Below are 26,696 nucleotides of genomic sequence, written 5' to 3'. Positions count from 1 at the left end.
TGTTTGATATCGGTCAAAACAGAAACGGTCGATGCCGGTATAATCGGTGCGACCATTTGCGTGCGAGGATTTAATGTATCGAACGATCATCTGCGGCATCGGCATGGGCTCCCGGCAAACGGCAATCCGTCTCCTGCGCCGGGCGGCAGAGCTCCTGGACGAAGGCGGAAACGTCGTCGTCATGCATGCCATCGAGAACATCCCCCACCGTCACCTGTCGGGTATTCCCGAGGAATTCGAGACGACCGCTATCGTCGATGCCGAGAGGAAACTTGTGTCGCTCTGCAAGGAGCTCGCCATTTCGGCGACAGTCGAGATCCGCATCGGCGTTGCCGCCTCCGTGCTCGTGTCGGCCGCCAGGGAGAGATCAGCCGATCTCATCCTGCTTTCATCCCATGTGGCGGATATCACCGACTACGTCTTCTCCTCGATCGTCGAGAAGGTCGTGCGCCACGCCGGATGCTCGGTTCTCATCGATCGGCGTCCCGATCAAGCGCATGACGGCTCGGCCCCTCAGGAAGAAGACGCGCTGGCGCTCTAACCTTCTGTGGCTTCCCCTCCCCGGCGGCGGTCTGAGAACCTATATTTCCCCCAAGCCAATCGGCAGTATTAACTGCCCTGACGGAGATATGCATGAGCCAGGATCCATACGAGCTTCTGGGTGTGAAGCGGGATGCGTCGCAAAAGGACATTCAAAGCGCCTTTCGCAAGCTTGCCAAGAAACTTCACCCCGACCTTAATCCCGGCGACAGACACGCCGAGGAGCGGTTCAAGGAAATTTCGACCGCCTACGAGATATTGGGCGACGAGGGAAAACGCGGGCGCTTCGATCGCGGCGAGATCGACATGACGGGCGCCGAGCGGGCGCAACGCAGTTATTACCGCGACTATGCCTCGGCGAGCGGTCCCGAAAATCCCTACCACAACAGTGCCGGCTTTGCCGATTTCGGCGATGCCGACAATTCCTTTGCCAATTTCTTTTCGCGCCGCGCCGGCGGCGGCAGGATGCGCAGTCATGGCCAGGATCGGCGGTTCTCCATGCAGGTCAACTTTCTTGAGGCCATCAACGGCACCAGGACCGAGGTCAAGCTGCCGGACGGGCCACCGCTCGATGTGCAGATCCCGCCCGGAACCCGCGACGGCCAGACCTTGCGGCTGCGCGGCAAGGGCGAGCCGGGTATTGGAGGCGGGCCGCCGGGTGATGCCCTCATCGAGATCCGCGTGAGCCCTCACCGCTTCTTCACGCGGGATGGCGACGACATCCGCCTGGAACTGCCGATCTCACTTGGCGAGGCGGTGCTCGGCGGCAAGGTCCGTGTGCCGACACCGTCGGGACCCGTCAACCTGACGCTGCCCCCGCACTCGAATACGGGCAAGGTCCTGCGTCTCAAGGGCAAAGGCGTTGCCAATCGCGGCGGCGGGCACGGCGACGTCTATGTCTCCCTGAAGATCGTGCTGCCCGCCAATCCCGACGAACGGCTGACGTCCCTGATCAAGGAATGGGAGACGTCACATCCATACGATCCGAGGAAGAACATGGAGGCTTGATCATGGATGATCTCGAATTCCGTCTTTACTTGAAAATCGATGTCGTCCAGCTCGATTTCTGGATCGAACAGGGCTGGTTGATTCCCGAGACGTCCGGCGAAAGGCGATGGTTTCGCGACGCCGACGTTGCCCGCGCCAGGCTCATTCAGGATCTGATGGGCGACATGGGGATCAACGAAGCCGGCGTCGATGTCGTCATTGACCTGATCGACCAGTTGTATGATCTGCGGGGAACGATGGACAAGCTGATGACGGCTATCGGCAGGCAGGAGCGCGAGGTCCAGCTCCGGCTGTTCGAGAGCCTCGAAGACATCGACCGGGTTGAATGATCGGCCGCATGCTTTCGGATATCCGCCTCAGCTGGTGAACCAATAGCGGACGATGTGGAAGAACAGCGGTGCGGCGAAGGTGATGGAATCCAGGCGGTCGAGCACGCCGCCATGGCCCTCAATCACATAGCCCCAGTCCTTGGCGTTGAGGTCGCGTTTGATCGCCGAGAGCACGAAGCCGCCGAAGAAGCCCGCGACGACGATGACGGTGCTGACGGCCGCCGCCTGCAGAGGCGAGAACGGCGTCAGGCGATAGAGCAGCGTCCCGACGAGGATGGCCGAGGCGCCGCCGCCGATCAGGCCTTCAAGCGTCTTCGAGGGGCTGATATTCGGCGAGAAGCGGTGTTTTCCGAGAAGCTTGCCCCAGACATACTGGAAGACGTCGCTGAGCTGCACGACGATGACCAGATAGACGAGAAGAAGTGCGGACGGCGTGCCGGTCTGCAGCATGAGGAGCGCGGGCGCGTGGCTGATCGAATAGACCGTCAGCATCAAGCCCCATTGCACCCTGGCACTGCGCGCCAGGAATTCGTTGACATCGCCGGTCAGGGTCGCCACCGCCGGCAGGATCAGGAAGGCGTAAACGGGGATGAAGATTGCAAAGAGGCCGTACCATTGCGTTCCGAGCAGCACATAGTGCACCGGCAGGACCACGAAGAAGGACAGGAAAAGCGCCAGATGATCGCCGCGCCGTGACGGCGTCAGTGTCCAGAACTCGCGAAGCGCCATGAAGGACAGGAATGCGAACAGGATGACCGTCGCCGTATCGCCAAGCAGGATCGCGCCGCCGAACACGGCAACCATGATCCACCAGGAGCGGATACGGGCATTGAGGTTGTGGACGGTGGCGACGGAGCCGGGCTCGGTCGCGCGCCGCTGCAGGATGAAACCGATCGCCGAGGCGACGGCAAGGAGGCCGAGGATCGCGGCAAGCACGATCGGGAAGAGGCTGGTCATGCGATGTGCCCTCCGTCCGCGAGCTCGATGACGGCGGCGCGGGCGCGGGCCAGGAAGGCGGCCTTTTCCTCGCCCGGTTCGACGCGGAGCGGCTTGCCGAAACGGGCGGTGCAGGTGATCGGAACGATCAGCATGCTTCCCTTCGGCAGGATGCGCTGCAGATTGTCGAGATGGATCGGCACCAGATCGACATCGGGGAAACGGCAGGCCAAGCGAAAGATGCCGCTGCGGAACGGGGCGATCTCTTCGGTGGCGCTTCTCGTGCCTTCCGGAAAAATCAGGATCGAACGCCCCTCTTCGAGCAGGCGCTCCAGGGGCTCCAGCGGGTTGCTGTCCGGCAGAGGCTTGCGGTCTATCAGGACAGCGCGCAGGCCTTTCTCGGCGATGAAACGACGAAAGGCGCTGGTTCCCCAATAGTCGCGCGCGGCAACTGGATGGGTCAGCCGCCGCACCTGATACGGCAGTGCGGCCATGACGGCGACCGTATCGACATGGCTGTTGTGATTGGCGAAATAGATGCGGCGGCGCGTGTCGGGCGCACAGCCCCGCCATTCGCTTCGGGCGCCGACCATGATACGGACGAACAGCACGAGAAGACGACGGATAAGAGGGATCATGGTCTCTCCAGCGAACGGGCAAGGGTTATCGTGCGCGTGACGCAGGTGATGAGGCTGCCGACCGCGATGATGGCGGAGGTTAGGATCAGCGACCGATGGCTGGCGGAGACCAGCGTCTCGACACTCTGGGCAAGGAGGCCGGCCGTCAGCACCGCCATGCGGCGCTGCTTGGCCATGATGCCGCTGAAGTCCTGGGCAAGGCCGACAGCTCCGCCGAAGACCCTGATATAGGCGGTGAGTGCGGCGAGCAGCGCAGCAAGCCAGCCAAGCCAGGCAAAGCCGCAGGCATAACCGGCCGCGACGAGCAGCAGGCTGTCGGCGATCCGGTCGGGGAATTCGTTATAGATCGGCCCGCTCCGGGTTTTCTTGCCGCCTTCGATTGCGACCATGCCGTCGAGCAGGTTGCAGACGAGCCGCAGCTGCACCGAGATCGCGGCGCCGATCATGGCGATTGGGTGCGTCGTGAGCAGGATCAGCGCAGCGCCGATGCCGGCAAACAGGATTGACAGCAGCGAAATACCGTTCGGCGTGGCGCCGGTGCGCGCCAGCCATGCGCTCATGCCGATCGCCCAGGACGACGACCGGCTCGCGATCGGTCGCCGTGCAGCGTCCTCTTCTTCCCCCATTTCCATTTCCCTCAACCCGATCCCCTTGCATATCCTGCTGATGTCGTCGCGCCAAGCCGTCGCGCTCTGTAAATTCGGCTCAGGGTTCTCTCGCGCCATGCCGCGTTCTTTCGGCCGAACCCCGACACGATACGAGTTCGGAAAAATCGGCTGAAGGACCCGGGGTAATGCATCAAGCAGCCTGATTTTTAAGCCTATTCGAAGCTTGACACATTTTTGGGCGCTACCTATGATTTTTGAACCAAACGGTAAAAAAAGGGGAGCAGTCAATGACCAAAGACATCCTGATTTCACGCCGGGCAGTGATCGCGTCGGGCATTGCGCTTGGCGTCAGTGGCTTTGTCCCGCTGGCGAGAGCTGCCGCGCCGCTGAAGGTTGCGGGCCTCCATGCGTCGCCTGTCGAAAATGCCTGGAACTCCTGTCTGCATAAGGCCCTGCAGGACGCAGCCAAGGACGGTGTCATCGAATATGTCTTCTCCGAAGGCGTCTCCGGCACCGATTATCCGCGCGCCATGCGCGAATATGCCGAACAGGGCAATAAGCTGATCATTGGCGAAGCCTACGCGGTGGAGAAAGAGGCCAGACAGGTCGCAGCCGACTATCCCGATACCGCCTTCGTGCTGGGTTCCAGCGGCGAGCAGGCCGGCGACAATTTCGGTGTCTTCGGCACCTGGAATCATGACGGCGCCTATCTTGCCGGCATGCTGGCCGGCAAAATGACCAAGTCGAATATTGTCGGTTCCGTCGGCGCCATTCCCATCCCTGAGGTCAACATGCTGATCAATGCGTTTGCCGCCGGCGTCAAGGCGGTCAATCCGGACGCCAAGCACCTCGTCTCCTTCATCGGTACCTTCTTCGATCCGCCGAAGGCCCGAGAAGCTGGTCTTGCCCAGATCGACGCCGGCGCCGACATCCTGTTCGGCGAGCGCATCGGCACTGCTGATGCCGCCAAGGAGCGTGGCATCAAGTCGGTCGGCTCGCTGATCGACTATACGCCGCGCTACCCCGATACAGTATTCGCCAACGCCATGTGGTACTTCCGCCCGATCCTCAACGCGGCGATCGCCGATGTCGCTGCCGGAAAGCCGGTCGGCAGGAACTACACGTCCTACGGCTTGATGAAGGACGGCGGCAGCGACATCGTCTTCGTGAAGGGCGTTGCGCCTGCCGAGGCGGAGGCTGCGATGGAAGCCAAGCGGGCGGAGATCAAGGCCGGCACCTTCGAAGTTCCGAAGATGATGGATGAGCCGAAGTAATTCGGCTCATGCTCATGCAAGGCGATGCGACCGACCTGGCGGCAGCGATCAGGAATGGCCACTGGAGCGCTGCAGAGGCGATGCAGGCCTCTCTTGCCGCAGCTGCGCGGCAGGAGCCGCTCGGTGCGCTCGCCTATATTGATGCCGCCATGGGTCTCGCCTCGGCCGACGACCGCGACCGGGAGCGGCGGCGCGCGCCCGATCGCTTCGCAGCCCGGCCCTTTGCCGGCGTTCCGACCTTGGCGAAGGATCTTGGCGGCCCCTTCGCCGGGCTGCCGGTATCGGCCGGTTCCCGTCTCTTCGAACGAAAAGGCGGCGAAGCGGATTCCGATCTGGCTGCCCGTTTCCGCGACGCCGGCTTTTGCCTGTTCGGCCTGACGACGAGTCCGGAATTCGGCCTTTCGCTCGCCAGCGAGCCGGCGATCGGGCCTGTCTGTCGCAACCCGCTCGATCCGACCCGGACCGCGGGCGGCTCCTCCGGCGGGGCGGCGGCGGCAGTTGCCGCCGGGATCGTCGCGATTGCGCATGCCACCGATGCCGGCGGTTCGATCCGTGTGCCCGCCGCCTGCTGTGGCCTTGTCGGGATGAAGCCGACGCGCGGCGCCATCCCGGGCGGGCCATCCTTCGGCAACCACCTTGCCGGCATTGCCAGCGAACTCGCGGTCTGTCGCTCGGTGCGGGATACGGCGCTGATTTTCGACAGGCTGACCGGCAATTCACGAGGACCCTTTGCGGATCCGTCCCCTGCCGATATCGGTAACGGCGGTCTGCGGATCGGCCTGCTTGCCGATACCGGGTCAGTCTATCCGACCGCGGGTGACCGGCTCGCAGCCGTCGAGGCTGCGGCCCGTGCTCTCGAGAGCGACGGACACGAGATCGTTCCGCTGAGTTGGGCCGATTTCGAATGGAGCGTCACTTCAAGCGGCCGCACCTTTGCCGATATCGTCTCCGTCAATCTCGCCGCATTCATTGAGGCTGCTGCTCTTGATCAAAGCAAGGCCGAGCCTCTGACGCAGGCCTTTACGGCCCGCGGACGGGCGCTCCCGGCCACATCGCTCTGGAACACGCTGAACGACGCCGTCCTGGTGAGCCATAGGCTCTGGGCGCTGTTCGACAGGGTCGATTGCATCCTCGTGCCGATGCTTTCCTCCACACCTCTTGCGATCGGTTCCTTTCCGTCCGATCATGCCGATGCGGATCTGCATCTCGAGCGGATGACGGCATTTGCGCCGCTTGCCTGCCTCGCCAATGTTTCGGGTTTTCCTGCTTTGACACTGCCTTTCGGACAGGATGAGCATGCCATGCCACTGCCGGTGCAGATCATGGCGCCGATGGGTCACGAGCCGCGTCTCCTGTCACTTGCGGCACGGCTGGAGGCCGAAGGGCGATGGCAGCACCGTTTTCCCGTCGCAGGATTGCCGTCATGACCGGGCCGGTGCTGGAAATTGTCGGCGTCAGCAAGCGTTTCGGCGACAATCTCGCCAATGACGATATTTCCATGACCCTTGCCAGAGGCGAGGTCGTGGCCCTGCTTGGCGAGAACGGCGCGGGTAAGACAACGCTGATGAGCATCCTTTTCGGTCACTACATGCCGGATGCCGGTCGAATTCTGATCGAAGGCTTGGAAGTGCCGCAGGGCAAGCCGCGTGCGGCGATCCGGGCCGGCGTCGGCATGGTGCATCAGCATTTCTCGCTCGCGCCCAATCTGACCGTGCTCGAAAATGTCATGACCGGCACCGAAAGCCTGTGGGTCTGGCGCTCGGGAACATCAGCGGCGCGAAAGAAGCTCCTGGCGATTTCCGAGCGCTTCGGCCTCAAGGTCGATCCGGATGCCCGTATTGGCGACTTGTCGGTCGGCGAGCAGCAACGCGTCGAGATCCTCAAGGCGCTCTATAACGATGCCCGCATCCTGATCCTCGACGAGCCGACGGCGGTACTGACCAATATCGAGGCCGAACGGCTGTTTACGACCTTGAAGGAGATGGCCCGCCAGGGCCTGTCGCTGATCTTCATCTCCCACAAGCTCGACGAGGTGATGGCGGCAGCCGACCGCATCGTCGTGCTGCGCGGCGGCAAGATGGTCGCCGAACGCAAGGCGTCGGAAACCAGCAAGGCCGAACTTGCCGAACTGATGGTCGGCCGCCGCGTGACGCGGCCGGTGCGCGAGCCGCCGACGCCCGGCGCGGTTGCGCTCGAAGCCGCCGATGTCACGGTGCGCATCGACGGCATCGATCGGTTGAAATCGATCAGCTTTCGGCTGCACCAGGGCGAGATCCTCGGCATCATCGGCGTTTCGGGCAATGGCCAGGCGGCGTTGGCGCACCTTCTTTCCGGCACGCTGGCGCGTAGCGGCGGCGACCTTCTTCTGTTCGGGGAGGCCGTCGGTGATCTCGGCGTCGCCGATGTCGTCGATGCCGGTATCGGCCGCATTCCTGAAGACCGCAATGAGGAGGGCGTGATCGGCGAGATGGCGATCTGGGAAAATGCCGTGCTGGAGCGCCTCGCCTCACCGGCCTTCTCGCGCCTCGGTTTTGTCAACCGCAAGGCCGGCATGGCCTTCGCCAGGGAGATCATCGACGGGTTCGATGTCCGTGGCGGCGGGCCAGCCGTCCGTACCCGGGTGCTCTCCGGCGGCAATATGCAGAAGCTCATTCTCGGCCGCAACCTGCATCGGCGGCCGCGTATCCTGATCGCCGCGCAGCCCGCACGTGGACTCGACGAAGGGGCCGTGGCGGCCGTGCACGCGCGCCTGCTCGAAGCCCGCCGGCAGGGCGCCGCCGTCCTGCTGATCTCCGAAGACCTCGACGAGGTGATCGCGCTCGCCGACCGTATACAGGCGATCGTCGGTGGCCGCCTATCATCGCCCGTCGAGGCCGAAGACGCCGATGCCCGCAGGCTGGGGCTGATGATGACCGGCGAATGGCAAGAGACCCACGAGACCAGCCATGCGATTTGAGCGCCGCGAACACCGTCCGCTGTACCTGCTGATCGTCACGCCCGTCATCGCGGTGATCGCAGCGCTTGCGCTGGCGGGCATCTTGATCGCCATTGCCGGCGCGCCGGTGCTCGATGCCTATTGGCGTATCTTGATCGGTGCTTTCGGCTCGCGGCTGTCGGCGACCGAAACACTGACGCGAGCAACGCCGCTGATGCTGACGGGGCTTGCCGCCGCCGTCGCTTTTCGGGCGCGGCTCTGGAATATCGGCGCCGAGGGCCAATTTTATCTCGGCGCCATCGCCGTTGCCGCGGCGAGTTCGAAACTGTTGGGCGATCTTCCGGCACCCATTCTCATTCCGCTCCTGCTGCTGATCGGCGCCATTGCCGGCATGGTGCTCATTCTCATTCCCCTCTGGCTCAGGCTGCGCTTCTCGGTCGATGAGGTCGTCACCAGCCTGCTGCTGAACTTCATCGCCGTGCTCTTCGTCTCGATGCTGATCGACGGCGTTCTCAAGGACCCGCTCGCCTTCGGCTGGCCGCAGTCGCAATCCGTCAGCGATCATGCCATGCTGCCGAAATTGATCGCCCGCTCACGCCTGCATATCGGCTTTGCGATCGCGATCGGGCTGGCTGTCGTCGTTCATTTTGTTCAGTCCCGAACCGTGTTCGGCATGCAGTCGCGCGCCGCCGGCCTCAATCCCACCGGTGCGATCTTCGCCGGCGTGCCGCTCGGCAGAACGTTGGTGAAAGTCGCCTGCCTGTCCGGCGGGCTTGCGGGGCTCGCGGGAGCGATCGAGGTGATGGGGGTCAAGGGCTACGTGACGACCGATCTATCGCCGGGTTTCGGCTATTCCGGCATTGTTGTCGCGATGCTCGCCAACCTCAATCCGCTCGGTGTCGTCTTCGCCGCCATTTTCACGGCAACCATGTTTGTGGGCGCGGACGGCATGAGCCGAGGCCTTGGCATCCCCACCTATATCGCCGATGTCACGGTGGCGTTGTCGCTGCTGACGATGCTGATCGCATTGTTCTTCACCCAATACAGGATCCGGCGATGATGCAACTGTTCGACATCATCGCTTCATCAGGGCTCTGGGCGGCAATCCTGCGCATCGCCACGCCGCTGATTTTCGGCACGCTTGGCGCCTTGCTCTGCGAACGGGCCGGCGTGCTCAATCTCGGCATCGAAGGCATCATGACCTTCGGCGCGATGATCGGCTGGCTTTCCGTTTATCACGGCGCCGATCTCTGGACCGGCCTTCTGATAGCTGGCATAGCCGGCGGCGTCTTCGGCCTGCTGCACGCGTCGCTAACGGTGACGCTCGGCCTCTCCCAGCATGTCTCCGGTCTCGGCGTCACGCTGTTTGCCTCCAGCTTCAGCTATTATGTCTTCCGGCTGATCGTGCCGCTTGCCAATACGCCACCCACCATCGTGCCGTTCCAACCGATCGCCATTCCTGGGCTTTCGACCCTGCCTTTCATCGGGCCGGCCTTCTTCACGCAGACGGCGCCGACCTATCTCGCGATCATTATCGCCTTGCTGATGGCCTACATCATCTTCCGCACACCGGTGGGGCTTGCGATCCGCATGACCGGCGAAAATCCGCATGCGGCGGAAGCCCAGGGCGTCAATCCAATGAAGGTGCGCTATGGCGCGGTGATTGCCGGAAGCGCGCTGATGGGAATGGGCGGGGCCTTCCTGACATTGTCGGCATTCAACAGTTTCTTCCCGACGATGGTGCAGGGACGCGGCTGGATCTGCATCGCCCTCGTCGTGTTCGCCTCCTGGCGCCCCGGTCGCGCGCTTTTCGGCGCCCTGCTCTTCGCCTTCTTCGACGCTTTTCAGCTTCGGCTGCAAACCGCGCTGAGTGGGCTCATGCCCTATCAGCTTTTCCTGATGACCCCCTATATCCTTTCCATTGCCGCTCTTGCCGTCATGGCCCGCCGCGCCCGCGTGCCGCAGGCGCTGATGCAGCCCTATCGACGCGGCGAACGCTGAAACCGCCCACATCCAATGAGGTTCCGATGTTCGATTTGATCGTCAGAAATGCAAATCTCCCCGATGGCTCAAAGAATATCGATATCGGCATCCAGGGCGGCAAGATCGTCGTTGTCGAGCGCAATCTCCAGGCGCAGGCGGGGGAAGAGATCGACGCGACAGGTCGGCTGGTCAGCCCGCCCTTCGTCGACCCGCATTTCCATATGGACGCCACCCTGTCGCTTGGCCTGCCGCGCATGAATGTATCCGGCACGCTGCTTGAAGGAATCGCGCTCTGGGGAGAGTTGCGCCCGATCGTGACAAAAGAAGAGCTGGTCGATCGTGCGTTGCGCTATTGCGACCTGGCGGTCACGCAGGGGCTGCTCTTCATTCGCAGCCACGTCGACACCAGCGATCCCAGACTGGTGACCGTCGAGGCGATGATCGAGGTTCGCGAAAAGGTCGCGCCCTATATCGATCTGCAATTGGTCGCTTTTCCTCAGGATGGCTATTACCGCTCACCCGGCGCGATCGACACTCTCAACCGCGCCCTCGACATGGGCGTCGACCTCGTCGGCGGCATTCCCCACTTCGAACGGACGATGGGCGAAGGTACGGCCTCGGTCGAGGCGCTCTGCCGCATCGCTGCCGACCGCGGCCTGCCAGTCGATATGCATTGCGACGAAACCGACGATCCGCTCTCGCGCCATATCGAGACGTTGGCTGCGGAAACCATCCGCTTCGGGCTCAAAGGGCGCGTCGCCGGCTCGCATCTGACCTCGATGCACTCGATGGACAATTATTATGTCTCCAAGCTCATCCCGCTGATGGCGGAGGCCGAGATCAACGTCATCCCCAATCCGCTGATCAACATCATGCTGCAGGGCCGCCACGACACCTATCCGAAACGCCGCGGCATGACCCGCGTTAGGGAATTGATGGATGCGGGGCTCAACGTCTCCTTCGGGCACGATTGCGTCATGGATCCCTGGTATTCGATGGGGTCGGGCGACATGCTGGAGGTCGGCCATATGGCGATCCATGTCGCGCAGATGGCCGGCATCGACGACAAGAAGAGGATTTTCGACGCATTGACGGTCAATTCGGCAAAGACGATGGGGCTTGCAGGTTACGGCCTGGAAAAGGGATGTAACGCCGACCTCGTCATCCTCCAGGCGAGCGACACGCTGGAAGCGCTGCGGCTGAAGCCGAACCGGCTGGCGGTGATCCGTCGCGGCAAGGTCATCGCCCGCTCGGCGCCGCGCATCGGCGAGCTTTTCCTGGACGGGCGCCCGGCACGGATCGACGGCGGTTTGGATTACGCGCCGCGTTATTGAAGTGCGGGGGCGGCTTACCGGAGCAGACTTCTGTCTGCGCCAAAACAAAAAAGGGGTCGCGAGGCAGCGACCCCTTTCCATTCGCACTGGCTTGGAGATTATTTCTTCGAAGCCTCGTAGAGCGCCTTGGTTTCGGCGTTCATCGGATAGAGGCCGGGCAGCGGCACGCCGTCATCGATCCTGGTCATGATCCAGGCTTCCATGCGCTCCTGTTCCAGGGCTTCCGCCAGCACAGCCTCGAGCAAATCGGCCGGGATCAGCACCGCGCCGTCCTGGTCCACGACGATGATGTCATCGGGAAAGACCGCGACGCCGCCGCAACCGATCGGTTGCTGCCAGGCGACGAAGGTGAGGCCGGCAACCGAGGGAGGTGCCGCGACGCCGCGGCACCAGACCGGCAGGTCGGTGTCGAGCACGCCGGCAAGATCGCGCACCACGCCGTCGGTGACAAGTGCGGCAACACCCCGCTTCTGCATGCGGGCGCAGAGGATATCGCCGAAGATGCCGGCATCGGTCACGCCCATCGCGTCGACGACGGCGACGCAGCCTTCCGGCATCGCCTCGATCGCGGCGCGCGTCGAGATCGGCGAGGCCCAGGATGCCGGCGTCGCCAGATCCTCGCGGGCCGGAACGAAGCGGAGCGTGAAGGCCGGGCCGACGATGCGCGGCTGGCCGGGCTTTAACGGAACGGCGCCGCGGATCCAGACATTGCGCAAGCCTTTCTTTAGAAGAACGGTCGTCAATGTCGCCGTCGAGACGGCCTTGAGTGTTGCTATCGCTTCAGTGCTAAGGGCCATCGGTTCTCGTGTCCAATCCGGTTTCTGTCAGATGCTCTGGATCATGCCGCCATCGACGAGGATCACCGATCCGGTCAGATAGGAGGCAGGCTCGCTCGCCAGGAAGGCGACGAAATTGCCATATTCTTCCGGCCGGCCATAACGGCCGAGCGGAATGCTGCCAGTGCTTTCGGCGACGACGTCATCGATGGAGCGGTTTTCGCGCTTGGCCTTCTGCTCGTCGAGGAAGGTGATGCGGCGGGTGGCGCTCCGGCCCAACTGCGCGATGATAGATGGAAGACGTCGCCTCATACATGCCGGCTCTGATGCCGGCATGTATGTAAAAGCGTCAGGCGATCTTCTGGCGGACCGGCAGCTTCCAGCCTGGCCGGACGAAATGGCAGGTGTAGCCGTTTGGTATCCGCTCCAGATAATCCTGATGCTCGGGCTCGGCCTCCCAGAAATCGCTCACCGGCACGACCTCGGTGACGACCTTGCCGGGCCAGAGGCCGGATGCGTCGACATCGGCGATCGTATCCTTGGCGACACGCTCCTGCTCGGGGCTGGCGTAGAAGATCGCCGAGCGGTAGCTCGCACCGACGTCATTGCCCTGGCGGTTGCGCGTGCTCGGGTCATGGATCTGGAAGAAAAATTCGAGGATTTCGCGATAGCTAATCCTTGCGGGATCAAAGATGATCTCGATCGCCTCGGCATGGGTTCCGTGGTTGCGGTAGGTGGCATTCGGCACGTCTCCGCCGGAATAGCCGACCCGGGTCGAAATCACGCCCTTGTACCGGCGGATGAGGTCCTGCATGCCCCAGAAGCAGCCACCGGCGAGCACTGCACGTTCTTCGGTCATTGGATGTCTCCTTGTTTGCCAAGAGATAGTATCTCCGGCCCGCGATTTCCACACGGCGGAAATAAGCACAGCTGTGCAATTTCCTTTCGAACAGCCTGGTCCTGTCATGTCGATGTTACGCGCCGGCGCTAGCAAGGCCTCCGACAATCCGCCGAGGCAGAGCCTCGACACCTGATGGAGACGGTTATGAATAGGCGTGAATTTCTGATCACATCGTCGGCTGCGGCGGGTCTTCTGGCTCTCCCGCGCTTCGCATCGGCGGCAGTCGGCACGATCGACCTCTATAGCGGTTCGGATGCCAATATCGTCGACCTCTGGAACAACATCATCCGCCCTGCCTTCGAAAAGGCGCATCCCGAACTCCCGCTGAAGGTGACCGATGCCGGCGATAATAACGGCCTGCGCGCCATCGCCGACCGCGCGCTCGCAGCGCTGAAGACGAAGACCGATCCGCAGGCTGACCTTTTCGAGCAGTTCGATCCGCGTTTGCCGGCGGGTGGTATCGATGCCGGCCTCTGGGTGAAATTGTCAGCCGAAAACATCGAAGGCTACGGCCACATCAATCCACTGGCCTTCGATACCCCCTACTCGCTTCCCTATCGCGGCTCGCAGGTGCTGCTCGCCTACGACACGGCCAAGCTCGACCCGAAGGATGCCCCAAAAAGCTGGGATCAGCTCACGACCTGGATCAAGGCCCATCCGGGCCAGTTCATCTACAACAGACCCGACAAGGGCGGTTCGGGCAGCAACTTCGTTCGCCGCGCAATTCATGAGGTGAACGGCCGCGATCCGAAGAAATTCAAGGTCGACAATTTCACCGTGGACTACGGCACCAAGGCGCTGACGCCGGCCTGGAAGCTGCTCAACGATCTCGCCCCTTCGCTCTACGACAAGGGCGCCTATACATCAGGCAATACCCAGTCGATCCAGCTGCTTGCCCAGGGTGTCGTCACCATGGTGCCGGTCTGGTCGGACCAGGTGCTGCAGGCGATCTCGCAGGGCGTACTGCCCGAGACGACTGGCTTGGTGCAGCTTGGCGATCTCGCCCTTTGCGGCGGCTTCTCCAGCATCACGGTGTTCTCGAACGGCGCCAACAAGGATGCGGCGCTGAAGCTTGCCGCGTTCATGCTGACGAAGGAAATACAGGAAGCGATCATCACCCAGATCGGCGGCTTTCCTGCCATCTCCTGGGACCATATCTCCGACGATCTGCGCAAGAAATATGCTGACGTCATTCCGTCGACCATCCCCACCTTCCCGAGCGGCGATTGGGAAAAGGCGATCAACGACGGCTGGTATCGCAACGTCGCGCCGGGCATCAGCCGCACCTGATGTCCGCCGATACCGCGCTGGCGGCACCGCGCCGTCACCAATCTATCGACAGGAGGAGCTTCCTCGGGCTCCTCCTCGTTGCGCTGCCGGTCTTCCTGGTTGGATGGCTGATCATCTTCCCGATCTTTTCGGCGGTCGTCGGCACGATTTTGATTCGAGGCCCTGAGGGCGCGACGGAGTTCTCGCTCGCCTCCTACCGCTTCTTCTTTTCCGATGGCTACAGCCTCGGCAATCTATGGCTGACGCTGTGGACCACCGCCGTCTGTGGCATTCTGCTTCTGGCGATCGGCCTTCCGATCGCGCTTTACCTTCGCTTCTCGCAAGGTCGCCTTGCTGCCTACGTGCAGGCTCTTGCGATCTTCCCGATGTTCGTGCCGTCAATCATTCTTGCTTATGCGCTGATCAGGACCATCGGGCCGAACGGCACCGTCGACCTGTTGCTGAACGCCGTCGGCCTGCCCAAGCTGCGCACGCCCTATCTGACGCCGTGGGGACCGGTGATCGGCCTCGTTTGGGACAATCTTCCGTTGACGGTGCTGATGCTGACGGCCGGCCTCTCCTCGGTTTCGAACAGCGCCATCGAGGCCGCCCGCGACGTCGGCGCAGGGCCGCTTCGGGTCTTCGTCTCGATCATTCTGCCGCGCATGGGCAATTCCCTGCTGGTCACTGCTTCCTTTGCGGTGCTCGGCATCTTTTCCGCCTTCACCCTTCCCTATGTGCTCGGCCCGGCATCGCCGGAGATGATGGGGCCGTTCATGCAGCGCACCTTCGCCGACATGAACGACCCGCTGAACGCCATGACCCAGGCCGTCATCACATTCGCCTTCTGCCTGGTCTTCGGCATCTTCTATATCCGGTCGATTGCCCGCAACCGGGAGGTCCGGCCATGAGAACAACTAGACCGGGCATCGGCCTTCGCTTCGACTGGATCGGCATGCTCTTCGCATGCCTGCTGACGCTGTTCATCGCGCTGCCGCTGATCGTCGTCGGCACATGGGCCTTCACCCAGGTCTGGCGTTACCCGTCGGTGATCCCGCGGCAATTCGGCCTGCGCTTCTGGGGCCAGACGCTGGCGCGCTCGGATGTCTGGGATGCTCTCTTGCTCAGTCTGCGGCTGACCGCGACGGTGACCGCCCTTTCCGCCGTCATCTGTCTTCCCGCCGCCTATGCTTTCGCGCGCATGCGCTTTCCCGGCAGAAATATCCTGTTCCTGTCGTTTCTCGCATCGCATGCCTTCCCGAAATTCGGCCTGCTCGTCGCCATTGCCGGCATCTTCCTGCAGCTCGGCCTGATAAGCACCTTCTGGGGCGTCGTGCTGATCCAGCTCGTCGGCACGCTGATGCTGATGATCTGGATTCCGGTCGCAGCCTTCCAGAGTGTCGACCGGCGCATGGAAGAGGCAGCCCGCGATGCCGGCGCCACGCCGCTGCGCGTCTTCTGGTCGATCACGCTGCCGCAGGCCGCACCGACGATCACCGCCGCCCTGCTTCTGACCTTCGTCGGCACCTTCTATGAAACCGAAGGCGCCTGGCTGATTGGCGCGCCTGGGATCCGCACCATGCCGGTGCTGATGATCAGCTTCATCAACAATCAGATCGTCGTGCAATATGGCGCCGTGCTCTCCGTCATGCTGTGGGTGCCGTCCTTCATCGCGCTGATGTTTGCGCGCCGCGTCATCGGCACTGGCGCGTTCGCGAGAGGTTTTGGTGCGTGAGAGGCGCCAATTGAGGAAAGGTTTGAGAATGGCACATCTAATGATCGAGGGCGTTTCGAAGCTGTTCGGAAGCACCTTTGCCGTTCGCGAGTTTTCGCTCGAAGTCGGCGACGGCGAACTCGTCTGCCTGCTTGGCCCCTCAGGCTCCGGCAAGTCGACGCTTCTCAGAATGATCGGTGGCTTCGAGCGTCCGAGCGGCGGAACGATCCGCATCGACGGCAGGGATGTGACGAGCCTGCCGCCCGAGCGGCGCCCGACTGGCATGGTGTTCCAGAGCCACGCGCTCTGGACGCATATGGATGTCTTCAACAACATCGCCTTCGGTCTGAAGCTTCGCCGGCTGCCGAAATCCGAAATTCGTCAGCGTGTCGAGAATGCGCTCGATCTGGTCGGCCTTGGCGATTACGCGCGGCGGATGACGACGCAACTGTCGGGCGGACAGCAGCAGCGCGTCGCCCTTGCCCGCTCGCTGGTGCTCGAGCCGAAGATCCTGTTGCTCGACGAACCCTTCGCCAGCCTTGACCAGCACCTGCGCGAAAGGCTGCGGGAAGAAGTGCGCGATATCCAGCAGCGCCTCGGCATCACCACGCTCTTCGTTACCCACGGCCAGGACGAAGCCTTGGCGCTCGCCGACCGCATCGTCGTCATGCGCGACGGACGCACAGAGCAGATCGCGCCGCCGAGCACTATCTACCGGCAGCCGCAGACAGCCTTCGTCGCCGGCTTCATCGGCTCGATGAATTTCGTCGAGAGCCACACCAGAAACGGCGCCTGCGAGCATCCGCTCTTCCCGCTTGCGATCCCCATCGAGGACGGACCCGTGACGCTGGCCACCCGTCCTGAAGCGCTGATGATCCGGTCCTCGGACCGGCCGGATGCCGCGACGGTCCATCGCGTCGTCGATTTCGGCACGCATAAGATGGTCGATGTCGATCTGGCCGACGGCAGCCGCTTGAAGGCGATGGTGGCGCCGGACGATCGGATTCGGACCGGAATGAAGGTCGAGCCGAGCTGCACCAGTTTTTTCGTCTACCGCAACAATGAACTCGTCCATCAATCGATGACGGCAAGGGGCGATGCGGAGCTTGGGCGGCTGTTGCCGGTCTAAATTACGCCTTCGTCGCGAAGCCTTCCTTGAGCCAGGGATACAATGCCTTGCTGGCGGCGAGGATATCGCCCGGCCCGTCGACGGCGGCACCGGAAAAACGCGTGACGATGCCGCCTGCCTCCTCGACCATCAGCGCCGAGGCGCCGAAATCATGGATCGAGAGCCCGTCCTCGAAGAATCCGTCCAGCCGGCCGCAGGCGACATAGGCGATCGACAGCGCCGCCGAGCCGAGGCGGCGTACGCCTGCCGTGTTGGCCATCAGCCGTTTGATGGCGTCGAAATAGGCCGCTTCGGCGACCGCCTTGACCTGGCCCGGGATTGGCAGGCCTGCACCGACAAGCACGTTTTCGATGTCGCCGACCTCGGCGCAGCGGATGCGCTCGCCGTCGAGATAGGCACCGCCACCGAGCTCGGCGCTGAACAGCTCGTCCTGCATCGCGTCATAAACGACGCCGGCGACGAGCCTGCCGCCTTCGGCGATTGCGATCGTCATGCCGAAATGCGGAAGGCCCCAGGCATAATTGGTGGTGCCGTCGATCGGATCGATATAGATGATGGGTGTTTCCGGCCCGGCCGTGCGGTTGCCGACGGCTTCCTCGCCTTGAATGGCATAATCCGGAAAAGCCTTCGTCATCTCGTCGACGATGATCCGCTCGACGGCGACATCGATCTCGGTCTGATAGTCGCGCGGCGCCTTGGCCAGCATTTCGGCCGATGTTCGTCGCCGCAGCGAGCCGCGGGCGGTTTCGCCCGCCTTCACGACCGCTTCGGCAAGCACGACGAGGCGGGACGACGCGGTAGGGGAAAGACGCGCTGAAATCGGGGAGGATGCCATGAAGAAAATCCGGATGCTGCAGGAGTGACGCGTGCGGGAGCAATCCCTTCGCAGAGGCTGGTGATGGTTTTATGAAGCCGTCAGCGTCCCTGCGCTGGCGATGTTATATCACACGGTCCGTCGATGCGTCGAACAGATGGATCTGCCCCGGATCGATCGAAAGCCCGATCCTATCTCCCGTCTTGACCCTGTCGCGGCGCGTCTCGACGATCGTCAATTCCGGCTGGGTCTCCGCGACGATGAAGGTCGACGAGCCGGTCGATTCGACGAAGGCGATCGGCACGTCGAAGCTGCCCTGCCCGGGCGCGACCACCTCGATATGTTCTGGCCGGATGCCTGCGACGAGCGTTCGGCCGGGCTCAACGCTGCGGTTGATCGCAAGTCTCTGCTTCACCGCGCCGAAATCGAGCACCACGTGTCTTCCGTCTTCCGCGCCGACCGCGGGAATGAAATTCATCGCCGGCGAACCGATGAAACCGGCGACGAACCGGTTGGCCGGCCGATCGTAAAGATCGAGTGGCGCGCCCTGCTGCTCAATAACACCGTCCTTCATGACGACGACATGGTCAGCCATCGTCATCGCCTCGATCTGGTCGTGGGTAACATACACCGAGGTGGCGCCCAGCCGGTCGTGCAGGGCGCGGATTTCCTTGCGCATCGAGACACGCAGCGCTGCATCAAGGTTGGAAAGCGGCTCGTCGAACAGGAAGGCCTGGGGGTTGCGGATAATGGCGCGGCCCATGGCTACACGCTGACGTTGGCCCCCGGAAAGCTGGCGCGGATAACGGTCGAGCAGCCGGGAAAGACCGGTGATGACAGCGACTTCCTCGGCTTTCTGTTTTGCCTCTGCCTTAGGGACACCGTGCATTTTCAGCGAATAGGTCAGGTTCTGTTCCACCGTCATATGGGGATAGAGGGCGTAACTCTGAAAAACCATGGCGATATTGCGCGCCCGCGGCGGCACGTCGTTCATCACCTCGCCGGCAATCTTCAGCGTGCCGCCAGTAATTTTTTCCAGCCCGGCAAGCGAGCGGAGCAACGTGGACTTGCCGCATCCGGACGGACCGACCAGCGCCACGAACGTGCCCTTGGGAATTGAAAGGTTGACGTTCTTAAGCGCGTGAAAGGCGCCGTAGTGCTTCTCGATGCCCAAGAGTTCGATCTGGATGTCCTGGCTCATACCGAAAACCTTGCTGGTCCCCAACCGAGACCGATGAGATGGCCAAGGGTGAAAAATGTCATCATTTGACTGCTCCGGCGGCGATGCCGCGCGTTAGTGTGCGCTGGAAGATCAAGAAGAAGATCACGGTCGGTATTATACCCAGGAAAGCCGCCGAGGCCTGCAGCACCGGGTCCGACATATTCTGACCGCGGGTGAGGCCCATGGCGACCGAGACCGTCTGGTTGTTGTTGGACACCAGCATGACGAGCGGGATCAAGAATTCGTTCCAAGTCCAGATGAAAAAGAAGGTTCCCAGGACCATGAGCGTCGGCCGCAGCACAGGGACGACTACGAACCACAGCGTTTTCCAGTGGGTCGAGCCATCCATCTCGGCCGCTTCGAGGATTTCCTTGGGAAAGGTACTGAGCACGGTCGAGAGCAGGTAAGTCCCGAAAGCGCTTTGCAGGACCGCAAAAATGATGATCACGGAAAGCTGCGTATCGTAGAGACCGCTCGCTTTCGCCATGTAGTAAAGCGGGTAAATGATGGACTCCTGCGGCACCATAATGCCGAGAAGAAAGACCACCAAGATCACGCGGGAACCCGGCACCTTGCCGACCCCAATCGCATAGGCGTTGAACAGGCTTATCAGTACCCCCAACACCGACACAGCGAGACTGATCACCACGCTGTTGAGCAGCTTGCGGCTGAAATCAGACACCGTCCAGAATTTCTCGATCGCGGTGAGATCGATCGACCGGGGAATCGAAAGCGGTCCGCCGACCGCGTATTCGGCGCTCGCCTTGACGGCGTTGAGCAGAGCAAGGAAAAAGGGAAAGAGCGTAAAGGCGAGGAGCAGAATAAGGATGGCCAGCACCACCCACCGCATGGGATCGCGCCGCGCGCGATCGGCTACCGCCGTCGCCTTTGCCTTGGTCGTACCATCGCTGAGAACTGAGTAAGCCATGATCTACTCCTTCGCCTCCTGCTGGCTCTGGAAGCGTAGGAAAATCACAGCCAAAGCGATCGTCAGAGTCGTTTGCACAACCGCGATGGCTGCGGCATAGCCGACGCGCTGTGTTGTGAAGAAGTGGTAGTAAGTCAGATAGGATGGCACGAGCGTGGCATTGTCGGGGCCGCCGGCGGTGATGACAAAGATTGGCGCAAAGACTTTAAGCGCTGCGATCAGCGTGGTCAGCACAACGACGAAAATCTCCGGCGCCAGAAGCGGAATGGTGATCGTCACCAGCCGGCTCCACCAGTTTGCCCCATCGAGCTCGGCAGCCTCGTAGAGAGAAGGGTCGATGCGCGATAGACCGGCCATGAACACCACCAGGCAATAGCCGACTTGTATCCAAACAATGACGAGCGAGACGGCAGCAAGTGCGTATGTCGCATCGCCGATCCAGTTCTGGGCGAGATTATCAAGGCCGATGGCCTTTAGCGTGATGTTGATGACACCGACGGGATTGAGAATCCAACCCCAAAGCACGCCCGCGACCGTTACGGGCAGAATCTGCGGTAAGTAAAAACCGGCCCTGAAGAAGCTCGAGACCCATTCCCCGAATTGGTCCCTGACATAGTCGAACAGCAGAGCGGCCAGCAACAGGCCGATGCACACCGGTATCACGGTCATCGAGACGATGAACAGCAGGGTGTGATACATCGATCCCCAGAATTGATCGTCCGTCAGCAGGCGATGATAGTTCTGCAGGCCGACCGGTCGCGGCGTGCCAACGCCTTTCCATGCCGTGAAGCTCAGTGCGAGATTAGCAAGCTGCGGTATCAGCACGATCAGAATGAAGCCGATCGCCCCAGGGATGAGGTAGAGGCTATAGCTTCGTGAACCGTCGCTCGATCGCTGGCTGGATATGGCCATATCATTCTTCCTTCAGCCTCCCATAATGGGGCTGCGCCAGAGGCGCAGCCCAGCGTTCAAGGTCGCGCTACTGATTTTCCTGCGCGTCGTCGTAAACCTGCTTGATCTGTTCGACGAACTGCTCCGCAGTCAGACTGCTCTGGAAGAGACCGGTGTCTTTCTGATTGAGCACGTCGTAGTAGCCGGGGACCGGCCAGTCAGGATAGAAACCGAGGCCGCTTTTGTCAGAGATCTGCTTGAAAACCGCTGCCGCGTTCTTACCGATGGGGTTGGTGATGGCTGAAAGATCAGCGGCGATCGGCACGCCGCCGGCATTGCCGAGTTCAGCTTGGTACTTCGGCGACAAGGTCAGGCTGATCCACTCGGCGGCGAGATCGGGATTCTTGCTGCCCTTGGGAACGACCCAGAGATTGCCTGTCGAGCCGACCGAATATTTCGGCGTCGGAATTACGAACTGACCCCACTTGAAGTCCTTGATGGTCGAGGCGAAGGTGCCGAGATTCCACGTGCCCGAGACGTACATCGGCGCCTTGCCGGAGGTGAAGAGCAGGGCCGCGTCCGTGTCCTTCATGCCCGTGGAGTCTTTGTTGATGTAGCCCTTGCTGACCCAGTCGACCAATGTCTGCGCCGCATAGAGGTAGGGCGCGCCGTCGAGGGGGGCCTTCAAACCCTGATAATTCTGGACCCAGGCGTCATCGGCCTTGGTATAGGCGAGAGAGGCAAGCAAGTGCTGGCCACTGGTGTCGATGGCGCCGAGCGCGAGAGGCGTGAGACCCTTCTGCTTGAAGGCTTCCATGTCAGCGACCCACTCTTCGAGCGTCGTCGGCGGCTTGAGGCCTGCCTTTTCGAACATGTCAATATTGTAGAAGCACGAAACATATTCGCCGAAGACCGAGACGCCCCAAACAGGGCCGGAGCCATAGATGCCCTTTTCGTCATAACGGCTTAGGACAAAATCGCCTTCGTTAAGGATCTTGTCCCAGCCTTCCTTCTTCACATAGTCATCCAGATTGGTCAGCAATCCCTGGCTTGCAACCAAGCCAGCGGTCGCATTGCCCTTGTTGTACTCGAGCACGTCGGGGGCCTGATCGGAATTGAGGATCATGCCGCCTGAGGCCTGCAACTGCTGAAAGGTTTTCTGCTCGAAGCTCACGTTGACGTCCGGATGTTTCGTCTTGAACTCCTCGAGCGCTTTCTTCCAGACAATGCCCTGAGCCGTGGTCGGCTCCTCGAACCACCAGATCTTGAAGGTCTTCTGTTCGGCATGGCCCATCGATGTCATCAGCATCGCCGTGCCGAGTGCTAGCGCAAGTCTTGCAATTCTTTTCATGCTTTCCTCCCAAAAAAGCGGCTGCGCCGCGAAAAGACCCAGGTTAGTCAGTCATGGCGCCGACGGGCCTCCCAGCCCGGCGTTCGCCGTACCTTAGGCGGTCGATCAGGGATCAACAACGAAATCTCCGCCCCGGCACTTCTTCAGATAGTTGAGCCCGTGAACCTGACCAGTCATTTCGAGTTCATCGCGATAGACCGGGTCGTGCCAGCCTTCGATGTCGATCGAGCCCGACCAGCCGGCAAGGCGCAGTTCGGAAATGATGTCGGTCCAGTTGCTGTCGCCGAAGCCCGGCGTGCGCATGAAGACGAATTTTTCCTTGCCGAAAATGCCGTGTTCCTTGATGACCTCCCAGCGAATGGTCGCGTCCTTGCCGTGAACATGAAAGAACTTGTGCGCCCATTTGCGGATCTGCGGCAGTGGGTCGATCAGATAGACCATCTGGTGGCAGGGCTCCCATTCGAGCCCGATATGATCGTCCGGCGTTTCGTTGAAGATCAGCTCCCAGGCGTCCGGATTGTGGGCGATGTTCCAGTCGCCTGTCGCCCAGTTGCCGTCCATGGCGCAATTCTCGAAGGCGATCTTGACGCCCTTGTCGGCGGCGCGCTTGGCAAGCTCGCTCCAGATCTCCTTGTAACGCGGCAGGCTGTCGGTCAGCGGCTTGCCGCGGATGCGGCCGGTGAAGCCGGCAACGCAGGTGGCGCCGAAATGATGGGCATTGTCGATGCAGTCTTTCCAGCCCTGCAGCGTCTCCAGGTCGATTGCGTCCTCTTCCAGCGGATTGCCGAACATGCCGAGCGTCGAGATGGTGATGTCGCGGTCGCCGATCGCGTCGAGGCAGCGCTTGCCGAGCTCGGAAAGGTCCTGGCCCTTGGTCGTCTGCCAGAAGAAGGGTTCGAAGCTTTCGAAGCCCATGTCGGCGATTTCGCCGATGCGCTGGGCGGTATCGCCCTTGTTACCGCTGACCATGGTGCCGATGCGAATTGATTTTGCAGGGTTGCTCACGTCACTTGATCCTATGCTGAAATTTCGATGCGCTTGCCGGTCTTGGCGCTTTCGATCGCACCGAAGACCATGGCGAGGCTTCTGATATTGTCGGAGTTGACCGTTTCGGGCTGTTTGCCGGTGCGGATCGCCGCGATGAAGTCGGCGATGACGCTGGCGTGGCCGTGGGTTTCTTCGTCATGCTCCGGACCGGGAACGTTTACGGAAGTAGAACCACGCAACAGGCCGGGCTCCTCGCCCGCAACCGTCGCCTTGAAGCTCTCCTCGCCGTCCCAGGTGAGCATGCCCTTCGAGCCGACGAGACGCCACTGGCTTTCCCAGCTGGTGCGCTCACCCTCGGCGCACCAGGAGCCACGATAGGTAAAGACGATATCGTCTGAAAATTCGAAGATGGCATTGGCCGAGGCGCCGTGCCGGTACCACGACCCCTTCGGATTGCGCTCGACGCAATAGACGGCGAGCGGCTTCCTGTCGGCGACGTAACGGGCGGCATCGAAGGTGTGGATCGCCATGTCGAGAAGCAGGACATTATCCATCTCTTCGCGGAAGCCGCCGAAATGCGGTGCGAGGAAGAAGTCGCAATGGATGCCGGTGAGCTCGCCGATCACGCCGCTGTCGACGAAGCGGCGCAGGCGCCTGATGCCCGAGATGAAACGGCGGTTTTGGATGACCGCATGGATGCGGCCGGTTTCTGCGGCGAGATCGATCAGCGCAGCGCCCTCGGCAAGCGAGGCGGCCATCGGCTTTTCGCTGAGCACGTGGCAGCCGGCCTTGAGCGCCGCCGAAACGACATCGTACCGGGCGGACGGAATGACGATGTCGAAGACCAGATCGGCCTTGGTCGCAGCGATAACTTCGGACAGGTCCGAACCGATCACAGCGCCCTTAAGACCGAACTCGGCAGCGAGCTTTTCCGCCGTCTCCCGGTTGAGGTCGACGAGACCGACGATGGTGATGGATTCGGCCAGTTGAGGGTTGGAAGCGATGGCGCGCAACCAACCTTTGGACATAGCTCCGCACCCGCACAGAATGGCACTGAATTTCACGATTTCCTCCAGGGAATGGCGCCAACTCTCCTCGTGACACGCACTCCGTAAACGTTTACGAATGTTGGCGGAAACACTTTGCGATGTCAATAGACGCCAAATGCGAAATTTCGGACCGAGATCCGAATGGATCTAAATCAGAGAAGGAAAGCAGGATGTCATCTGGAAACCGCGCGCAGTTTTCGGCATCATGCTCCAGGGAAAATCAACAACGATGAAGGGCATTCGCCAGCTTGCCGAACACTTGGATATTTCGATCGGCACGGTCTCCCGGGCGCTGAATGGCAAGCCTGATGTCAACGAGGAAACGCGCCGCCGCGTGCTGGCAGCCGCGGAGGAACTCGGCTACGTCGCCAACCAGTCGGGGCGGAGCCTGAGACAGGGAGAGACGAAGGTCATCGGGTTGATGATCGAATCCAGCACGGAGGCGGTCGAGAATGCCGACAACTTCTTCCTCGGCGTCACCAGCGGCCTGCAAAGCGTCTTTGCCCGCCACAGCCTCGACCTCATCATGCTGCCCAGCCCGAGCGATGAGGATCCGCACGAATATCTGAAGCGCATGGTGGCGCGGGGCATCGTCGATGCGATGATCATCTCGAATATGCAGCGTATCGACCGGCGCATCGATCTTCTGTCGCGGGCAAAGATCCCCTTCGTTTCGGTCGGCCGCAGCCTTTCGGCCAGCAATTCGCCCTGGATCGATCTCGATTTCGAAGGCGTGGCCGAACATGCGGTCCAGCGGCTGGTCGCACGCGGCCACCGTCGGATCGCGATCACCGCGCCGTCGAGCGAGGTCAACCTCGGCTACGTCTTTCTCGAGAGCTATCGCCGCGCGCTCGAACGCCACGATATAGCGTTCGACCGGTCGCTCGTCATCCGCGTCAAGTCGAGCGAACAAGGCGGCTATCAGGCGGCCCACGAGCTGCTGCTTCTTGAAGAGCGGCCGACGGCGGTGATCCTGATCTACGAGCTGATGGCGATCGGCCTTTACCGCCGCCTGACGGAGGCAGGCGTCATGCCCGGCCGCGACATTGCCGTGATCGGCTTCCGTGACGCGCCTCGAGCGCGGTTCCTGCAGCCCTCGCTCAGCTGCTTCCGCATGTCACTCTACGATCTCGGCATCGCGCTGGGCCAGATGCTTCTCGCCAACATGCCGGCCTATCGCAAGTTCTATCCCGATGCCGGCCGCAACGTCGTCTGGCCGCTCGAATTGGTGCCGGGAGAAAGCGATGCGTTTCAGGCGGTGGCCATGGTCTGAGCGCCGCTGGATGACTCCTCCAGGAAAGCGGGGGCTCCCTCCCCGCCGATCTTGTAAAAGTGAGTTAAATGTAGCATACTTTCTGATGAATGTAGTATGGACGATGTCGATGAAAATGTCCTTCATGACCAGCGCTTCCTTCAACCAGAATCCGAGTAAGGCAAAGAAGGAGGCGAATGAACGGCCGCTCGTGATCACCGATCGCGGCAAGGCGGCTTATGTGCTTGTCAGTTATGCGGAATTTCAGGCGAACTGGAAGGCGCCGAAGACACTCTTTGCGGCCTTGCGCGATCCGACAGCCGATGAAAGGGAGTTCGAGCCCGAGCGGCTCGGCTTTGACGACAGGACCGTCGAGTTCTGATGGTGTTCCTGCTTGACACGAATGTCGTCTCTGCTGCGCGAAGAGCCGAGCGGCAGTCGCGGGAATTCCAAGACTTCATGAAGGAGTTTTCCGTTGCCGAAGCCTATCTCTCAGCGGTTACGATCATGGAAATCCAGTTCGGCATCCAGCGCGAGCGCGGAAGGGACCCCGGCTTCGCCGAGGATCTGCGCCGCTGGATGGATGAGAGCGTGCTGACGGAATTCGCCGAGCGCATCCTGCCATTCGATGCAGCGACGGCAAGCCGGGCCGGACTGCTTCCAACCGCGGACAAGCGTCCATCCGCCGATGCAATGATCGCCGCCACTGCGTTGGAACACGGGCTGAACCTCGTGACCCGCAATGTCGCGCATTTCATCCCGCTAGGCATCGAATGCATCGACCCCTGGCGTTTTGCTGGCACACGGAGCTGAGCGGCTGGCAGCAGC

General features: G+C 61.7%; 28 protein-coding genes and 1 pseudogene. 16 read left to right on the top strand and 13 right to left on the bottom strand.

The window, feature by feature from the left end; genetic code table 11:
• Positions 1-73: 73 nt before the first annotated feature.
• The 3 genes from J3O30_RS31270 to J3O30_RS31260 all read left to right on the top strand — a co-directional run bounded on the left by J3O30_RS31270 (position 74) and on the right by J3O30_RS31260 (position 1,877).
• Positions 74-541 carry a universal stress protein gene (locus tag J3O30_RS31270; RefSeq protein WP_207585716.1) on the top strand — a complete coding sequence of 156 codons (468 nt, stop codon included), beginning with the start codon at positions 74-76 and terminating at the stop codon, positions 539-541.
• 92 nt (positions 542-633) lie between these two features.
• The gene (locus J3O30_RS31265) at positions 634-1,548 is read left to right on the top strand and encodes a J domain-containing protein (RefSeq protein WP_207585715.1); all 915 of its coding nucleotides are present in this window, start codon (positions 634-636) and stop codon (positions 1,546-1,548) included.
• A gap of 2 nt (positions 1,549-1,550) precedes the next feature.
• Positions 1,551-1,877, top strand: coding sequence for a chaperone modulator CbpM (locus J3O30_RS31260; RefSeq protein ID WP_207585714.1), 327 nt, complete (start codon positions 1,551-1,553; stop codon positions 1,875-1,877).
• A 27-nt stretch (positions 1,878-1,904) separates the two neighbouring features.
• Here J3O30_RS31260 and J3O30_RS31255 read toward each other — a convergent pair whose 3' ends face one another.
• From J3O30_RS31255 to J3O30_RS31245, 3 genes are read right to left on the bottom strand one after another with little or no spacing between them, the layout of a single operon-like run.
• Positions 1,905-2,834 carry a phosphatidate cytidylyltransferase gene (locus J3O30_RS31255; protein ID WP_207585713.1) on the bottom strand — a complete coding sequence of 310 codons (930 nt, stop codon included), beginning with the start codon at positions 2,832-2,834 and terminating at the stop codon, positions 1,905-1,907.
• A complete protein-coding gene (locus J3O30_RS31250) occupies positions 2,831-3,451 on the bottom strand; it encodes a lysophospholipid acyltransferase family protein (RefSeq protein ID WP_207585712.1) in 621 nt (206 codons plus the stop codon). The genes J3O30_RS31255 and J3O30_RS31250 overlap by 4 nt, the downstream gene beginning before the upstream one ends.
• Entirely contained in the window at positions 3,448-4,077 is a 630-nt protein-coding gene (locus J3O30_RS31245; RefSeq protein WP_207585711.1) for a CDP-alcohol phosphatidyltransferase family protein, read from the bottom strand. The genes J3O30_RS31250 and J3O30_RS31245 overlap by 4 nt, the downstream gene beginning before the upstream one ends.
• A gap of 269 nt (positions 4,078-4,346) precedes the next feature.
• On the opposite strand from J3O30_RS31245, the gene J3O30_RS31240 reads away from it, so the two are divergent.
• Genes J3O30_RS31240 through J3O30_RS31215 form a run of 6 tightly spaced genes read left to right on the top strand, consistent with a single transcriptional unit; the run spans position 4,347 to position 11,585 of the window.
• Complete coding sequence (locus J3O30_RS31240) at positions 4,347-5,333, top strand: BMP family protein (protein ID WP_207585710.1); 987 nt, start codon at positions 4,347-4,349, stop codon at positions 5,331-5,333.
• 14 nt (positions 5,334-5,347) lie between these two features.
• On the top strand, positions 5,348-6,760 hold the full coding sequence (locus J3O30_RS31235) for an amidase (protein WP_207585924.1): 1,413 nt from the start codon (positions 5,348-5,350) through the stop codon (positions 6,758-6,760).
• On the top strand, positions 6,757-8,289 hold the full coding sequence (locus J3O30_RS31230) for an ABC transporter ATP-binding protein (protein WP_207585923.1): 1,533 nt from the start codon (positions 6,757-6,759) through the stop codon (positions 8,287-8,289). Before J3O30_RS31235 ends, J3O30_RS31230 begins: the two co-directional genes overlap by 4 nt.
• The gene (locus J3O30_RS31225; RefSeq protein WP_207585709.1) at positions 8,279-9,328 is read left to right on the top strand and encodes an ABC transporter permease; all 1,050 of its coding nucleotides are present in this window, start codon (positions 8,279-8,281) and stop codon (positions 9,326-9,328) included. The genes J3O30_RS31230 and J3O30_RS31225 overlap by 11 nt, the downstream gene beginning before the upstream one ends.
• Complete coding sequence (locus J3O30_RS31220) at positions 9,325-10,269, top strand: ABC transporter permease (RefSeq protein WP_207585708.1); 945 nt, start codon at positions 9,325-9,327, stop codon at positions 10,267-10,269. Before J3O30_RS31225 ends, J3O30_RS31220 begins: the two co-directional genes overlap by 4 nt.
• A gap of 26 nt (positions 10,270-10,295) precedes the next feature.
• Positions 10,296-11,585, top strand: a complete 1,290-nt coding sequence (locus J3O30_RS31215) for an amidohydrolase family protein (protein ID WP_207585707.1) — start codon at positions 10,296-10,298, stop codon at positions 11,583-11,585.
• Between the two features lie 98 nt (positions 11,586-11,683).
• Here the strand turns inward: J3O30_RS31215 and J3O30_RS31210 are convergent, their stop codons facing one another.
• From J3O30_RS31210 to msrA, 3 genes and pseudogenes are all read right to left on the bottom strand, one after another.
• Entirely contained in the window at positions 11,684-12,382 is a 699-nt protein-coding gene (locus J3O30_RS31210; RefSeq protein WP_207585706.1) for a ribonuclease activity regulator RraA, read from the bottom strand.
• Between the two features lie 27 nt (positions 12,383-12,409).
• A pseudogene (locus J3O30_RS31205) lies at positions 12,410-12,637 on the bottom strand (SDR family oxidoreductase); the annotation flags it as partial.
• Between the two features lie 73 nt (positions 12,638-12,710).
• Entirely contained in the window at positions 12,711-13,220 is a 510-nt protein-coding gene (gene msrA / locus J3O30_RS31200) for a peptide-methionine (S)-S-oxide reductase MsrA (RefSeq protein ID WP_207585705.1), read from the bottom strand.
• A 186-nt stretch (positions 13,221-13,406) separates the two neighbouring features.
• On the opposite strand from msrA, the gene J3O30_RS31195 reads away from it, so the two are divergent.
• From J3O30_RS31195 to J3O30_RS31180, 4 genes are read left to right on the top strand one after another with little or no spacing between them, the layout of a single operon-like run.
• Entirely contained in the window at positions 13,407-14,552 is a 1,146-nt protein-coding gene (locus J3O30_RS31195; RefSeq protein WP_207585917.1) for an extracellular solute-binding protein, read from the top strand.
• A complete protein-coding gene (locus J3O30_RS31190; protein ID WP_207585916.1) occupies positions 14,552-15,442 on the top strand; it encodes an ABC transporter permease subunit in 891 nt (296 codons plus the stop codon). Before J3O30_RS31195 ends, J3O30_RS31190 begins: the two co-directional genes overlap by 1 nt.
• Positions 15,439-16,266, top strand: a complete 828-nt coding sequence (locus J3O30_RS31185; RefSeq protein ID WP_207585915.1) for an ABC transporter permease subunit — start codon at positions 15,439-15,441, stop codon at positions 16,264-16,266. The genes J3O30_RS31190 and J3O30_RS31185 overlap by 4 nt, the downstream gene beginning before the upstream one ends.
• 28 nt (positions 16,267-16,294) lie before the next feature.
• Positions 16,295-17,374: an ABC transporter ATP-binding protein gene (locus J3O30_RS31180; protein ID WP_207585914.1), complete on the top strand. Its 1,080-nt coding sequence runs from the start codon at positions 16,295-16,297 to the stop codon at positions 17,372-17,374.
• A 1-nt stretch (position 17,375) separates the two neighbouring features.
• Here J3O30_RS31180 and J3O30_RS31175 read toward each other — a convergent pair whose 3' ends face one another.
• The 7 genes from J3O30_RS31175 to J3O30_RS31145 form a co-directional block, all read right to left on the bottom strand.
• Positions 17,376-18,209 carry an inositol monophosphatase family protein gene (locus J3O30_RS31175; protein WP_207585913.1) on the bottom strand — a complete coding sequence of 278 codons (834 nt, stop codon included), beginning with the start codon at positions 18,207-18,209 and terminating at the stop codon, positions 17,376-17,378.
• A gap of 103 nt (positions 18,210-18,312) precedes the next feature.
• Complete coding sequence (gene ugpC / locus J3O30_RS31170; protein WP_207585912.1) at positions 18,313-19,389, bottom strand: sn-glycerol-3-phosphate ABC transporter ATP-binding protein UgpC; 1,077 nt, start codon at positions 19,387-19,389, stop codon at positions 18,313-18,315.
• A 61-nt stretch (positions 19,390-19,450) separates the two neighbouring features.
• Positions 19,451-20,338, bottom strand: a complete 888-nt coding sequence (locus tag J3O30_RS31165) for a carbohydrate ABC transporter permease (protein ID WP_207585911.1) — start codon at positions 20,336-20,338, stop codon at positions 19,451-19,453.
• A gap of 3 nt (positions 20,339-20,341) precedes the next feature.
• A complete protein-coding gene (locus J3O30_RS31160) occupies positions 20,342-21,250 on the bottom strand; it encodes a sugar ABC transporter permease (RefSeq protein WP_207585910.1) in 909 nt (302 codons plus the stop codon).
• Positions 21,251-21,317: 67 nt separating this feature from the next.
• Positions 21,318-22,580: an extracellular solute-binding protein gene (locus J3O30_RS31155; RefSeq protein ID WP_207585909.1), complete on the bottom strand. Its 1,263-nt coding sequence runs from the start codon at positions 22,578-22,580 to the stop codon at positions 21,318-21,320.
• A 105-nt stretch (positions 22,581-22,685) separates the two neighbouring features.
• Positions 22,686-23,585 (bottom strand): sugar phosphate isomerase/epimerase, encoded by a 900-nt coding sequence (locus tag J3O30_RS31150; protein ID WP_207585908.1) that lies wholly within the window; start codon positions 23,583-23,585, stop codon positions 22,686-22,688.
• Between the two features lie 11 nt (positions 23,586-23,596).
• Positions 23,597-24,631 carry a Gfo/Idh/MocA family oxidoreductase gene (locus J3O30_RS31145; protein WP_207585907.1) on the bottom strand — a complete coding sequence of 345 codons (1,035 nt, stop codon included), beginning with the start codon at positions 24,629-24,631 and terminating at the stop codon, positions 23,597-23,599.
• A 214-nt stretch (positions 24,632-24,845) separates the two neighbouring features.
• Between J3O30_RS31145 and J3O30_RS31140 the strand changes: the two genes are divergently transcribed.
• From J3O30_RS31140 to J3O30_RS31130, 3 genes are all read left to right on the top strand, one after another.
• On the top strand, positions 24,846-25,889 hold the full coding sequence (locus tag J3O30_RS31140) for a substrate-binding domain-containing protein (protein ID WP_207585906.1): 1,044 nt from the start codon (positions 24,846-24,848) through the stop codon (positions 25,887-25,889).
• Between the two features lie 85 nt (positions 25,890-25,974).
• Positions 25,975-26,250, top strand: coding sequence for a type II toxin-antitoxin system Phd/YefM family antitoxin (locus J3O30_RS31135; RefSeq protein WP_207585905.1), 276 nt, complete (start codon positions 25,975-25,977; stop codon positions 26,248-26,250).
• Positions 26,250-26,681 (top strand): type II toxin-antitoxin system VapC family toxin, encoded by a 432-nt coding sequence (locus J3O30_RS31130; protein WP_207585904.1) that lies wholly within the window; start codon positions 26,250-26,252, stop codon positions 26,679-26,681. The genes J3O30_RS31135 and J3O30_RS31130 overlap by 1 nt, the downstream gene beginning before the upstream one ends.
• The last annotated feature ends 15 nt before the right edge of the window (positions 26,682-26,696 follow it).

Origin of the sequence: Rhizobium sp. NZLR1 (assembly GCF_017357385.1) — a bacterium.
GTDB lineage: Bacteria > Pseudomonadota > Alphaproteobacteria > Rhizobiales > Rhizobiaceae > Rhizobium.
Note: the sequence above shows the minus strand (reverse complement) of the source record. Positions and strands in the feature narration are given on the sequence as shown.